13 protein-coding genes are annotated in these 11,810 nt (G+C 63.7%); 12 read left to right on the forward strand and 1 reads right to left on the reverse strand.

The annotated features are described in order from the left end of the window. Window positions 1-1,083, reverse strand: a complete 1,083-nt coding sequence (locus IVB31_RS03090) for a LacI family DNA-binding transcriptional regulator (RefSeq protein ID WP_249802916.1) — start codon at window positions 1,081-1,083, stop codon at window positions 1-3. 185 nt (window positions 1,084-1,268) lie between these two features. Between IVB31_RS03090 and dapA the strand changes: the two genes are divergently transcribed. From dapA to IVB31_RS03150, 12 genes are all read left to right on the forward strand, one after another. Beyond that, window positions 1,269-2,174, forward strand: coding sequence for a 4-hydroxy-tetrahydrodipicolinate synthase (gene dapA, locus IVB31_RS03095; RefSeq protein ID WP_247318383.1), 906 nt, complete (start codon window positions 1,269-1,271; stop codon window positions 2,172-2,174). Window positions 2,175-2,189: 15 nt separating this feature from the next. Continuing rightward, window positions 2,190-3,380: a CoA transferase gene (locus tag IVB31_RS03100; RefSeq protein WP_247318385.1), complete on the forward strand. Its 1,191-nt coding sequence runs from the start codon at window positions 2,190-2,192 to the stop codon at window positions 3,378-3,380. Beyond that, window positions 3,377-4,540: an acyl-CoA dehydrogenase family protein gene (locus IVB31_RS03105; RefSeq protein WP_247318386.1), complete on the forward strand. Its 1,164-nt coding sequence runs from the start codon at window positions 3,377-3,379 to the stop codon at window positions 4,538-4,540. The genes IVB31_RS03100 and IVB31_RS03105 overlap by 4 nt, the downstream gene beginning before the upstream one ends. 10 nt (window positions 4,541-4,550) lie before the next feature. Beyond that, a complete protein-coding gene (locus IVB31_RS03110) occupies window positions 4,551-4,958 on the forward strand; it encodes a MaoC/PaaZ C-terminal domain-containing protein (RefSeq protein ID WP_247318389.1) in 408 nt (135 codons plus the stop codon). Between the two features lie 3 nt (window positions 4,959-4,961). Next, on the forward strand, window positions 4,962-5,393 hold the full coding sequence (locus IVB31_RS03115) for a MaoC/PaaZ C-terminal domain-containing protein (protein ID WP_211383233.1): 432 nt from the start codon (window positions 4,962-4,964) through the stop codon (window positions 5,391-5,393). Continuing rightward, complete coding sequence (locus tag IVB31_RS03120; protein WP_247318391.1) at window positions 5,390-6,340, forward strand: dihydrodipicolinate synthase family protein; 951 nt, start codon at window positions 5,390-5,392, stop codon at window positions 6,338-6,340. Before IVB31_RS03115 ends, IVB31_RS03120 begins: the two co-directional genes overlap by 4 nt. A 15-nt stretch (window positions 6,341-6,355) precedes the next feature. Next, a complete protein-coding gene (locus IVB31_RS03125; protein ID WP_247318394.1) occupies window positions 6,356-6,673 on the forward strand; it encodes a DUF4286 family protein in 318 nt (105 codons plus the stop codon). Window positions 6,674-6,779: 106 nt separating this feature from the next. Continuing rightward, window positions 6,780-7,616 (forward strand): ABC transporter substrate-binding protein, encoded by an 837-nt coding sequence (locus IVB31_RS03130; protein WP_247318397.1) that lies wholly within the window; start codon window positions 6,780-6,782, stop codon window positions 7,614-7,616. A gap of 17 nt (window positions 7,617-7,633) precedes the next feature. After that, a complete protein-coding gene (locus IVB31_RS03135; RefSeq protein WP_247318398.1) occupies window positions 7,634-8,365 on the forward strand; it encodes an amino acid ABC transporter permease in 732 nt (243 codons plus the stop codon). Beyond that, entirely contained in the window at window positions 8,362-9,168 is an 807-nt protein-coding gene (locus tag IVB31_RS03140) for an amino acid ABC transporter ATP-binding protein (protein ID WP_276576601.1), read from the forward strand. Before IVB31_RS03135 ends, IVB31_RS03140 begins: the two co-directional genes overlap by 4 nt. Before the next feature lie 6 nt (window positions 9,169-9,174). Then, window positions 9,175-10,125, forward strand: coding sequence for a dihydrodipicolinate synthase family protein (locus IVB31_RS03145; protein WP_247318400.1), 951 nt, complete (start codon window positions 9,175-9,177; stop codon window positions 10,123-10,125). A 249-nt stretch (window positions 10,126-10,374) separates the two neighbouring features. After that, window positions 10,375-11,736 (forward strand): extracellular solute-binding protein, encoded by a 1,362-nt coding sequence (locus IVB31_RS03150; RefSeq protein WP_247318402.1) that lies wholly within the window; start codon window positions 10,375-10,377, stop codon window positions 11,734-11,736. The last annotated feature ends 74 nt before the right edge of the window (window positions 11,737-11,810 follow it).

An 11,810-nucleotide genomic window follows, 5' to 3' on the forward strand; every position in this document is an offset into this window, starting at 1 on the left:
TCAGACCTTCGCGGACTTGGCCGCAGATGATTTCGATTTCGAGGCGGAGGGCTTTATTTTGGCAGAGCCTGTGGATTCGATGCGGCGACAGGAATCGCGCTGCACCAGCCGTGCGCCGACGCGATACTCGCGGACGCCGTCATTGCCGTTGCCCTTCGCCTCCATGCGTTGGAGCAGCCGATCGACGGCGAGATTGGCGAGATCGCGCGCACCGTTATCAACGATGCTGATGGCGGGGCGATGCCATTCGAACCACGGCATGTCCTCGTAGCAGAGCAGCGAGAGATCATCGGGGATCGCGATGTTCCGCTCTGCCGTCACGCGCAACACGCCGAGCGTCGCTTCGTGATTGGCGACGAAGATCGCGCTCGGCGGGCGGGACAGGTCGAGCAGCTTGCGGCAGCATGTCGCGCCGGTCTCGGGCTCGAAATGACCGGCATGAACCAATGTGTCATCGATGGGGATGCCGGCTTCGCCCAGCGCGCGGATATAGCCGGACAATCGCTCGCGGCCGGACGTAGTGTCCTGGCGGCCGACGATCAGCCCGATGCGCTTGTGGCCGAGCTCGATGAGATGGCGCGTGCCGAGATAGGCGCCTTGCGGATCGTCGGCGAGCACCGTCTCCAGATCGGTGGCGTCGTCGCGACGTACCAGGCAGACGATCGGGACGTCCTTCGCCAACGCCTTGAGCTGTGGGCCGTTCTTGCCCGTGGGCACGACGATCAGTCCGTCGATGCGATGGTCGACCAGCGTGGTGAGGGTGTCGCTCTCCTGCTGCGGATCGTCGCCGCCGATGCACAGAAGCATCTGGTAACTCAAAGCCTTCAGCCGCGCCTGGACCACTTCGGCCATGACCTGGAACGAGGCGTTGGTGAGGTTGTGGACCAGCAGTGCCACCAGTCGCGATTGTCCGGTCTTCAAGCCGCGCGCGATCGGGTTCGGCCGATAGCCGAGCTCGCGCGCAATGCGCGTCAGGCGCTGCTGCGTGCGCTCACTCGTCAACCCCGTACCGGTCAGTGCGCGCGAGGCGGTGCTGACTGAAACGCGGGCCACCTGTGCTACATCTTTGAGCGTGACGCTCATCAATCCCGCCGATAGACTGCAATCGATTGCAAAACGCTATGAGCTTAATCCGCGCCGATCAAGCCTAAAGATTGGATCAGCGTGCCCAATGCAGAGCCAGTCTTGCAATCGTTTGCAGTAATCCTGCGGTTATTCCGCAGGACGGCGTCGTCAGTTGCGTTGCCCAATCGCCTGGTGGTTTCCCGATGAAGATGTTTCGTGGCACCTACACCGTCATGATCACGCCGTTCACGCCGGACGGTCGTGTCGATGTCGCGGCCTTGCGGGCCTTCGTCGATTGGCAGATCGCCGAGGGCATTCATGGATTGATCCCGCTCGGCTCGACCGGCGAATTCCTATCCATGGACGATGACGAGAAGGCGCTGGTTGCCGAGGTCGTCATCGGTCAGGCGGCGGGGCGCGTGCCCGTGTTGATCGGCACCGGCGCGGAAGATACGCGCGAGGTGGTGCGTCTCAGCCGTCGTGCCGAAAATTTGGGCGCGGACGGCGTCATGATCATTCCGCCGTTCTATTCGACCCCGACGGACGAGGAGCTCGTCCACCACTACAAGACGGTGGCCGATGCGATCTCGCTGCCGATCATGGTCTACAACAATCCGGCAACCGCCAATGTCGATCTCAAGCCGCCGCTCGTGGCGCGCCTCGCCGAGATCGACAATTGCCTCTACATCAAGGAATCGACGCTGGAGGTGACGCGGGTGCGCGACATCATCCGTCTGTGCGGCGACAAGATGACGGTGTTCGGCGGCATCCTCGGCTTCGAATCCTTCGTCGAGGGCGCGCAGGGCTGGGTGGCCGTCGCCTCCAATGTGGTGCCGTCGGCGATGGCGCGCATCTTCAGCCTCGTCGCCGATCAAGGCGCGATCAACGAGGCGCGCGAGCTCTACCTGAAATATCTGCCGGTGATCGAATTCGTCGGCGGCCAAGCCTACGTCGCCGGCAGCAAGGCGCTGCTCGGCCATATGGGCTTTGCCGTCGGCAATCCGCGCCCGCCGCGGCTGCCTTTGCCGGCAGCACAGGACGCTGTGGCCCGCGCGCTGGTCGAGACGTTCGATTTGACGTGGCGGGGTGCGTCCAATGCGGCTGCTTAGGTCAGGAGCGACCCGATGAATCTGCTCGAAGGCGTCAAGATCCTCAGCTTCAATCATTATCTCGCAGGTCCGCTGGCCGCGCAGACGCTCGCCGATCTCGGCGCTGACGTCATCGCGATCGAGCCGATCGAGGGTGCGTTTCAGCGCAACTGGGCCGTCGCCAATCATTTCGTCGCGGGCGACAGCGTCAATCATCTGGCCACCGGGCGCAACAAGCGCAGCCTTGCCGTCGACCTCAAGCATCCCGACGGCATTGCCGCCGTGAAGAAGCTGGTGACGACTGCTGATGTCGTGATGGAGAATTTTCGGCCGGGCACTATGGCCAAGCTCGGGCTCGGCTACGATACGCTCAAGGCGATCAATCCCGGCCTGATCTATGCGGTCGCCACCGGTTTCGGATCGGATGGACCCTACAAGGATCGTCCGGGTCAGGATCTCCTGCTCCAGGCGATGTCGGGTCTTGCGATGCGGACCGGGCGGGCCGACGGCGAGCCGACTGCGGTCGGCGCTGTCATCGTCGATCAGCACGCCGCCTCGCTCTATGCCATGAGCATCCTCGCGGCGCTGTTCGCCAGGACGAAGACGGGCAAGGGGCAGCTCGTCGAGGTCAATCTCTATCAGGCCGCCATCGATCTTCAGGTCGAGCCGTTGACTGCCTGGCTGAACGGTGCGCCATCGCCGACGTCGCGCGGTCCGGCCGGCATCGCCGCCTGGTTCAGCCCGGGGCCTTACGGCGTTCACGCCACGGCCGACGGCCATATGGCGATCTCGATGGCCGCGCCCAAGGCGCTGGCGGTCGCGCTCGACAGCGAGGAGCTGAAGCAGTTCGGAGAGGGCGACAGTTTTTCGAAGCGTGAGGAGATCACCCGGATCGTCGCGGCCAAGCTGAAGCAGAAGTCGACGGCGGATTGGTTGCCCTCGCTCGAAGCCGCGAAGATCTGGCACGCGCCGGTGCAGGACTATGGCGACCTCGTGTCCGATCCGCAGCTCCATCATCTCGGCGTGTTCAGGACGGCCGAGAGTGCAGGGGGCGCACCTATCCGGATGGTTGCGCATCCCGCGCGCTATGACGGCCAGACGCCGGAGGTGCGGCTGGTGCCGCAGCGGCTTGGCGCGCAGACCCGCGAGGTGCTCGGCGAGATCGGCTACGGCGCGGCCGACATCGACACCATGGTCGCAGGTAAGGCTGTGGGAGTGGCGCCATGATCGATTTCTCGATCCCTGAGGATACCCGCCTCCTGGTCGATACCGTCCGCCGCTTCGTCGAAGCGGAGGTGCAGCCGCTCGAGGACGAAGTGGAGCGGACGGCCACGGTGCCGGCCGGTGCGCTGGCGGTGACCAAGGCCAAGGCGCAGAAGCTGGGCCTCTACGCGATGAACATGCCGTCGGATGTCGGTGGCGGTGGGTTGTCCTGCGTCGAGCATTGCCTCGTCGAAGAAGAGTTCGGCAAGACCTCCGATGCGCTGATCCGTCGCGTGTTCGGCCAGGTCTATCCGATGCTGATGGCCTGCATGGGCGACCAGGTCGAGCGCTATCTCAAGCCGACCGTGAAAGGTGACAAGATCTGCGCGATGGCCATCACCGAGCCGGGCGCCGGCTCCGATGCGGCGTCGATCAGCACGACGGCTCATCTCGATGGTGACGAATGGGTGCTCAACGGCACCAAGCATTTCATCAGCGACGGCGACATTGCCGACTACGTAATCCTGATGGCGCTGACCGACAAGGACAAGCGCGCGAGGGGCGGTATTACGCTGTTCCTGGTCGATCGCGGTACGCCCGGCTTCAAGGTGGCGCGCATCCAGCCGATGATGGGTCATCGCGGCTACGGCCATGCCGAGCTGAGCTTCGAGGACTGCCGCATCCCCAGGGATGCCGTGCTCGGCGAGGTCGGTGGCGGCTTCAAGCTGATCATGCAGAGCGTGCTCCAGATCCGCCTCGCCCATATCGGCGCGCGTGCCGTCGGCATGGCGCAACGCGCGCTGGAGATGATGCGCAAGCATGCCGGCGAGCGGCGCCAGTTCGGCCAGGCCATCGGCGACTTCCAGATGGTGCAGAAGCTGATTGCCGATTCCGCCACCGAGATTTTCGGCATCAAGATGATGGTGATGAACGCGGCCTGGGATATCGATCAGGGGCGCGACGCGCGCGACAAGGTCTCGATGATCAAAGTCGCGGCATCCGAGATGCAAGGCCGCGTGGTCGACCGCGCCATCCAGGTGTTCGGCGGCATGGGCTTCAGCAAGGATTTGCCGCTGGAACGCATGTACCGCGATGCGCGCGTTACCCGCATCTACGACGGCACCTCCGAAATCCATCGCATGCTGGTCGCGCGCAGCACGATCAAGAACGGCTTGCAGCTCTAGGGAACGATCGATGTCTCACGCTCCTCTCAAGCCCGGCGCCGCCTTCGCCTTCCGTAAGACCATGACGGTCGCAGAACAGGCGATGTTCACCGGCATCAGCGGTAATCTCGGCGGCCTCTATGTCGATGCCGTCCGCGCCAGGAAGGCGGGCGCATCGAACATGGTCGCTTTCGAGCTCGCGGTCGGCGGCCTCGCCACCACCTGCCTCAGCCAGCTCGGCGGACCGACCCGGCGGATCGGCAGCATAGCGCTGAATTTTTCCGCGCCCGTGATCGTCGGCGATTCCGTCGAGGCCAGGGCCGAGATCGTCTCGGTTGCCGGCGACGAAGCGGTGTGCCGCATCACCTGCACGCTGTCGCCGTCCGGCCCGACCGTGGTCGACGGCACCGCGACGCTCGTTCCTTTCACCAAGGGCTGAGCCATGTACGAGCCGAAGTCCTTCGACGATCTCAAGGTCAATGACAGGGTCAGCTTGAGCAAGACCATCACCGAAGCAGATGGCGCACTCTACATTGCGGCCACTGGCGATTTCGGCCCGGTGCATGTCGACGAGGTCTATGCGGGCGCGACGCGCTTCGGCCGCAGGCTCGCGCCGGGGATCATGGTCGCGGGTCTCTGCACCAGCGTTCTCACCAGCGAGCTGGTCGGCACCATCGGGGTGTCGGTAGAGGATCGCTTCTGGTTCACTGGCCCTGTGTTCTATGGCGACACGCTCACCTTCGACGTCTGGATCGCCGAGCAGCACGACGAGACCCGCACCATCATCTGGGAGGCGAGCGCCCGCAACGAGGGCGGCCTCGAAGTTCTGAAGGCGCGGGCGAGCCTGAAATTCCCGCGACGGAAACCGTCATGAGCCAGCCGATGAAGATACCGGATTTGCGCGGCGTCACGGTCGCGACCGTGCTGCCCTTCAAGGACGATAGCTCGATCGACTGGGCGGGCTATGCCCGCGTGCTCGACTATTGCGCCTGTCCCGACGGAATTGCGGCCGTGTTCGTCAACGGCCATGCGGGCGAGGGCGGTTCGCTCTCGGACGACGAGCGCCAGGCGGTGATCGAGCGGACGCGCAGGCAGATCGGGCAAAAGCCGCTGCTGGCCGGCATCATCGCGCATTCCACCGCCGAGGCGATCCATCAGGCGCAGCTTGCGGAGGCTGCCGGCGCCGGCTGCGCTGTGTTGTTTCCGCCGGCGCCGCTCGGCGGCGGAGCGTCGGCGACGTCGCACGCGCCGGTCGCCTTCGTACGGGCGGTCAGCTCGGCGATCGGAATTCCGGTGTCGATCTTCCAGTATCCGCTGGCGTCCGGATTCGGCTACTCGCCGGAGACGCTGGCGAAGATCGCAGCACTCGATGGTGTCATCGCCATCAAGGAGGGCAGCGATACCATCTTGGCCTATGACGAGAACCGGCGGGCGGTGAAGCGGGCCGATCCATCGGTTGCGATCTTGCCGTCGAACTTCAACTGGTTCCTGCCGCAGCTTGCCGTCGGCGGCGACGGCATTCTGTCGGGTCTCGTCAGCCTCGCGCCGGATCTGTTCGTCGGGCTGTGGCAGGCTTCGCTTGCCGACGATCTCAAGGCGATGCGCGCCGTCAACGATCGGCTCTATCCAATCGTCCGGGCGATCTACGGCCCGGCGCCGATCATGGACATGCACACGCGCATGAAGGTCGGTCTCAAGGCACTTGGCTTGATCGATAACGCCGATCCGCGACCGCCGCTGCTGCCGGTCGTGCCTGCGCTGTGCGATGCCATTGCAACGACCGTCGGTGCGGCACGCGCGGCCGGCGATATTCGTACTTAGTGTGAGGACGCGCTCATGCCGGACGAAGCCTTCATCCACATCGTGCGGGTCGACATCGATCCCGAGCACGAGGCCGCGTTCAACGCCTGGTACGAGCACACGCATTTTCCTGATCTGCTCAGCTGTCCCGGCTGGCGGTCGGCAAAGCGCTTAGTCTCGATCGGCGACGGCCCGAAATACGCCGCCATGTACGAGGTCGCGGGGCGGTGGGCCTTCGAGACGCCGGAGTTTCTGAAGGTGAAGGGCTTTGGTCCGTTCGAGGCTCTGGTGAAGAATTTCATGCGTATCCAGCTCAAGCCGTTGTCGGGACCGGCTCGAGGGGATGGACGATGATGCAGCCTGCCGTGTCGCGAGACCCGGCCGGCCGCATCCAAGAACGTGAAGAGGAAAGCCGGGCGAGGAATTGCATCTGTCATTGGCGTCTTACTGGAGGTATCACATGCTCTCGACCCTGTTTCGCCTGAGTGCTGCTGCCGCACTCGTTCTCGCATCTGCGGCGGCGCACGCCGCATGCACGCCCGCGATTACCGACAGCGATCTGATCGCACCCGGGAAGTTGCAGCTCTCGATCAACCCGACCAATCCGCCGCAGCAATTCGTCGACAAGGATGGCCAGTTGCAGGGCCTCAACGTGGAACTCGCCGCCGAGCTCGGCAAGCGGTTGTGTGTTCCGGTCGAGCTTATCCGGATGGACTTTCCGGCGATGATCCCGGCCATGGACGCGGGCCGCATCGACGGCATCGACACAGGGATGTTCTGGACCGAGGAACGCTCGAAGCTGATGTACATGGTGCCCTACGCCATTCAGGCCATTTCGGTCGTGGTTGCGCCCGACAGCGGCATAAAAATTGCTACCGAGAATGACCTGATCGGAAAAACATCCGCGGTCGAGGTCTCTACCTACCAGATGAACTGGCTCAAGAAGCTCAGCGATACGAATGTGGCGAAGGGCGGCCCCGCCATCGAGATGCGCACGTTCCCGACGGCGACCAACGTGGTCAGCGCGTTGCTCGCGGGGCAAGTGGACAACGCGCTGCTGGTCGACAGCGTGGCGCGCGATCTCGTCGGCCGCGGCCGCGTCAAGGAAATGCTGAGCGGGCTCGGCACGGCGCGGACCACGCTCGGTTTCCGTAACAAGACGGTGGCCGATACCGTCGTCAAGGCGCTCAACGCGATGCGTGCCGATGGCTTTTATCAGGCGCTGTTCGACAAGTTCGGCCTGACCACAATGCCCGCCGATCAGCCGCTCGCGATCGTCGGCCCCGGTCCGGCCTGACATATGGAGACCAGCTGATGAGCCATTTCAGTCCGACGGCCGCCGTCAACTACTTCTTCAACTACTTTCTGATGAAGGGTGTTCTCGTCACCATCGGCCTGACGGTGGCGGCCGTCATCGGCGGATTGATCCTAGGCATGGGCATCGCGTTGTTGCGCATGTCGTCCAATCCGGCGCTCTCGGGTGCGGCGCGCATCTACATCTGGTTCTTCCGCGGCACACCGCTGTTGATCCAGCTGGTGGTGATCTATAGCGGATTGCCGCAACTGGGGATCAAGTTCAGCGTGATCACCTGCGCGCTCGTCGGCCTGATCCTAAACGAGGCCGCCTATCTCGCCGAGATCGTGCGCAGCGGTTTCATGGCCGTCTCGGCGGGGCAGCGCGAGGCTGCCTGGGCGCTGAGCCTGTCGCCTTGGACGACGTTCCGGCGCGTGACGTTGCCGCAGGCGTTTCAGCTGATGATCCCGCCGCTCGGCAACTCCATCAACTCGCTGTTGAAGGCCACCTCGCTCGCCTCCGTCATTTCGGTCGAGGAGCTCATGCGCCGCAGCGACATGCTGATGCAGGAGCATTTCCAGATCCTCGAGGTCTATGCGGCCGCGACCGCCTATTACCTGATCCTGACCTCGGTCTGGGATGCGGTCCAGCGCCGGCTGGAGAAGCATTTTGGGCGATCGAGCGCCGCGAAATCCAGGCGGGCTGGAGCGAGGGTACCGGTCGCACAGACGAGCGTCGAGGCCAGCGCATGAGCGAGATATCGATGAATACAGCGACGAATGGCGGCATCGAAGGTGTAAATGCGCAACCGCAGCTCCGCGAGGTGCCTGCGGTTCGCATGGAGGCCGTCTACAAACACTATGGCGACTTCACCGCGTTGAACGAGGTCGATCTCAAGGTCGCCAAGGGCGAGAAGATCGTGGTCTGCGGTCCCTCCGGCTCGGGCAAGTCGACGCTCATTCGCTGCATCAACCACATCGAGAAGCACGACGAGGGCCTGATCTACGTCAACGGCATCGAGCTCGACCATCAGCGCAAGAACATCGATGCGGTCAGGCGCGACACCGGCATGGTGTTTCAGAGCTTTAATCTGTTTCCGCACATGACCGTGCTGGAGAACTGCACTCTGGCGCCGATGACCGCGAACGGCATGACCAAGGCGGAGGCAAAGGACCTCGCCATGCACTTCCTCGCCAAGGTCCGGATTCCGGAGCAGGCGGACAAGTTTCCCGGGCAGCTATCGGGCGGCCAGCAGCAGCGCGTGGCCATCGCGCGTGCGCTGTGCATGCGACCGAAGATCATGCTGTTCGATGAACCGACCTCGGCGCTCGACCCCGAGATGGTCAAGGAGGTGCTCGAGACCATGAAGAAACTCGCAGAGGACGGAATGACCATGCTGTGCGTGACGCATGAGATGGGCTTTGCCCGCGAGGTGGCCGACCGCATCGTGTTCATGAACGATGGCAAGGTCGTCGAGCAGGCGGCGCCGGAGGCGTTCTTCAAGCAGCCGAAGTCCGAGCGGGCGAGGACGTTCCTCGACCAGATCATTCATTAGTCGGCCATGTCCGGCGAGATGACAACGCCGCCGTCGTTCGCGGATCGCCTGCGCGGCATTCACGCCGCCACGATCGTGCCGATGACGCCGGATTTCGCGGTTGACGAGGCCTGTCTGGCGGCACATCTCGCCTCGGTCGCATCCGTGCCGGGCATCAAAGGGCTGCTGGTCAACGGCCATGCCGGCGAGAACTTCGTGCTGTCGCTCGCCGAGAAGCGGCGCGTGGTTGAGCTTGCGCGTGAGCACGCGCCGAAGGACTGCCTGATCGTCTCCGGGGTCAATCATGAATCCAGCCTGGAAGCCGCGCGGGAGGCGGCTGCGCTGGAGCAGGCGGGCGCGGACGGGCTCCTGGTGTTTCCACCCAACAGCTGGGCGCTGGCTCACGCCGACGACTGTGTCATCGAGCATCACCGCCGCGTCCGCGACGCGACGACGGGTCCTTTGATGCTGTACGCGGCTCCCGTTGGCGCAGGCGCCATGGCTTATGCGCCGTCGCTGCTCGAGCGGCTCGTCGCCGACCGCCGCTTCGTCGCGATCAAGGAGGGCAGTTGGGAGGTCGCAGCCTACGAGCAAAATCTCAGGCTGATCCGGACACTGCGTTCGGAGTTCGTCGTGCTCGGTTCAGGCGACGAGCACTTGCTGACGAGCTATCTCGTTGGCTCGGACGGCAGCCAGGTCAGTCTCGCCTGTGTCGTGCCGGAGCTCGTGGTCGAACTCTGGAACGCGGCGGAAGCCGGCGATTGGAAATTGGCCCGGGCCATTCACGACAGGCTGTATCCGCTCGCCGCCGCAATCTATCGCGATGCGCCCGGAGGACGGGCGACAGCGCGGCTCAAGGCCTGCCTGAAGCTGCTCGGGCGGCTTTCATGCGACGCGGCGCGGCCGCCGCAGCCGCCGGTGACGTCGAACGAGTTGCATGCGCTCGATCTGGCTCTGCGCAAGGCCGGACAAGGATGAGGCCGGCTCCTGAAACGATCCAGGCCTGGAAGAACGGATTCGTGGCCGTAGACATGCCCTGCTGCGTTCCTGACCCGGATGCTGAAAGGAAATGCAGAAACCGGAGTCATTAGTCGCGCTTATGTCGTAAATTTTTACTTCCAATTTTACTTCGCAAAACCCCGCCCATAGCCTCAAGCGCAATCGATCACATCGCATCCGGTCAATGGCGACCGGCGCGAGCGCTCATCGTAACCAATGAGGGTTGCCATGCTTGACAGGGATAAGGGGACGTCCGCTTCCGATCCGGCGGGAACGGAAGCCAAAGCGGACGGCGGGTCGACGAAAAAGCTGAGCCGGCGCACGCTGTTGAAGGGAGCAGCCGCCGTTACCGGTGCGGCCGCAGGGTCGGACGCGATCCGCGGTTTCCCGACCATCTGGGCGCAGGAGATCAAGGACATCGAGCTGCGCCATGTCGGCGTCTCCTACTCGGTGGTGAAGGCGATCGGCGACCAGGCTGCCAAGGATCTCGGTTTCAAGGTGACGATGCAGAACCTCGACACCTCGGCCGCCATCAACCGCTTCATAAGCCAGCCAAATACGGTCGACATCGCCGATCTCGAGGGTTGGCAGGCCAAGCTCGCTGCCAAGCGCAGCGTCATCCAGGGCATCGAGGTCAAGAAGATCAAGGAGTTCGACAACATCCTTCCGATCTTCACCAAGGGTGAGATCGACGGCCACAAGATCCCGCGCCAGGGCATCTCGCCCTACGAAGCGATGTATATCGCGAAGCCCGATTCCACCGATCTGAACGACGGCGTCACCGAATGGGCGACCTTCCTGCCGCAAGTCTACAACGCGGACTCTATCGGCTATCGGCCCGATCTCGTCGGCCATGAGGTGACCGAGTGGAAGGATCTGATCGATCCCAAGTTCAAGGGCAAGGCCGCGATCCTCGACGTTCCCGCGATCGGCATCATGGATGCTGCCCTCTGCTTCGAGAGCGCCGGGCTGATCAAGTACGGCAACAAGGGCAACATGACCAAGGGGGAGATCGACTTCACCTGCAACAAGCTGATCGAGCTGAAGAAGCAGGGCCAGTTCCGCGCGACCTGGACCACCTTCGACCAGTCGGTGCAGCTGATGGCGGCGGGCGAGGTGGTCATCCAGTCGATGTGGTCGCCGGCGGTCGCCGCCGTCCGCGTCAAGGAGATTCCCTGCGTCTACGCGCCGGTCAACGTCAAGAACGGCAAGGAGGGCTATCGCGGCTGGTGCAACGGCATGGGTCTGATGAAGCATCTTTCCGGCAAGAAGCTCGACGCGGCTTATGAATATCTCAACTGGTATCTGTCGGGCTGGCAGGGCGGCTTCGTCGCACGCTACGGCTATTACAGCCCGGTGCCGTCGACCGCGAAGAAATTCCTCACGCCGGCCGAATGGGCATTCTGGTACGAGGGCCAGCCGGCGCCGGAAGTGGTCAACGATCCCTATGGCGTGCCGATGGAGAAGACCGGCACCAAGCGCGACGGCGGCTCGTTCCTCGACCGCGTCAAGAACATCTCGTGCTGGAACACGCTGATGGACGAGGCGGCCTACATGAACAAGCGCTGGAACGACTTCAAGGTGGCCTGAAACCTGCTTTCCCTGACGTAAACGACGCACCGGTGCGTGAACGCGCCGGTGCGAGAAGACCTCCTTCGAGGCGT

It is taken from the genome of Bradyrhizobium sp. 21, from assembly GCF_023073335.1.
GTDB lineage: Bacteria > Pseudomonadota > Alphaproteobacteria > Rhizobiales > Xanthobacteraceae > Bradyrhizobium.

Bases quoted from the DNA above. Each gene is read 5' to 3' on its own strand.
- IVB31_RS03090 (WP_249802916.1), bottom strand. From the start codon at position 1,083: ATGAGCGTCACGCTCAAAGATGTAGCACAGGTGGCCCGCGTTTCAGTC.
- dapA (WP_247318383.1), top strand. From the start codon at position 1,269: ATGAAGATGTTTCGTGGCACCTACACCGTCATGATCACGCCGTTCACG.
- IVB31_RS03100 (WP_247318385.1), top strand. From the start codon at position 2,190: ATGAATCTGCTCGAAGGCGTCAAGATCCTCAGCTTCAATCATTATCTC.
- IVB31_RS03105 (WP_247318386.1), top strand. From the start codon at position 3,377: ATGATCGATTTCTCGATCCCTGAGGATACCCGCCTCCTGGTCGATACC.
- IVB31_RS03110 (WP_247318389.1), top strand. From the start codon at position 4,551: ATGTCTCACGCTCCTCTCAAGCCCGGCGCCGCCTTCGCCTTCCGTAAG.
- IVB31_RS03115 (WP_211383233.1), top strand. From the start codon at position 4,962: ATGTACGAGCCGAAGTCCTTCGACGATCTCAAGGTCAATGACAGGGTC.
- IVB31_RS03120 (WP_247318391.1), top strand. From the start codon at position 5,390: ATGAGCCAGCCGATGAAGATACCGGATTTGCGCGGCGTCACGGTCGCG.
- IVB31_RS03125 (WP_247318394.1), top strand. From the start codon at position 6,356: ATGCCGGACGAAGCCTTCATCCACATCGTGCGGGTCGACATCGATCCC.
- IVB31_RS03130 (WP_247318397.1), top strand. From the start codon at position 6,780: ATGCTCTCGACCCTGTTTCGCCTGAGTGCTGCTGCCGCACTCGTTCTC.
- IVB31_RS03135 (WP_247318398.1), top strand. From the start codon at position 7,634: ATGAGCCATTTCAGTCCGACGGCCGCCGTCAACTACTTCTTCAACTAC.
- IVB31_RS03140 (WP_276576601.1), top strand. From the start codon at position 8,362: ATGAGCGAGATATCGATGAATACAGCGACGAATGGCGGCATCGAAGGT.
- IVB31_RS03145 (WP_247318400.1), top strand. From the start codon at position 9,175: ATGTCCGGCGAGATGACAACGCCGCCGTCGTTCGCGGATCGCCTGCGC.
- IVB31_RS03150 (WP_247318402.1), top strand. From the start codon at position 10,375: ATGCTTGACAGGGATAAGGGGACGTCCGCTTCCGATCCGGCGGGAACG.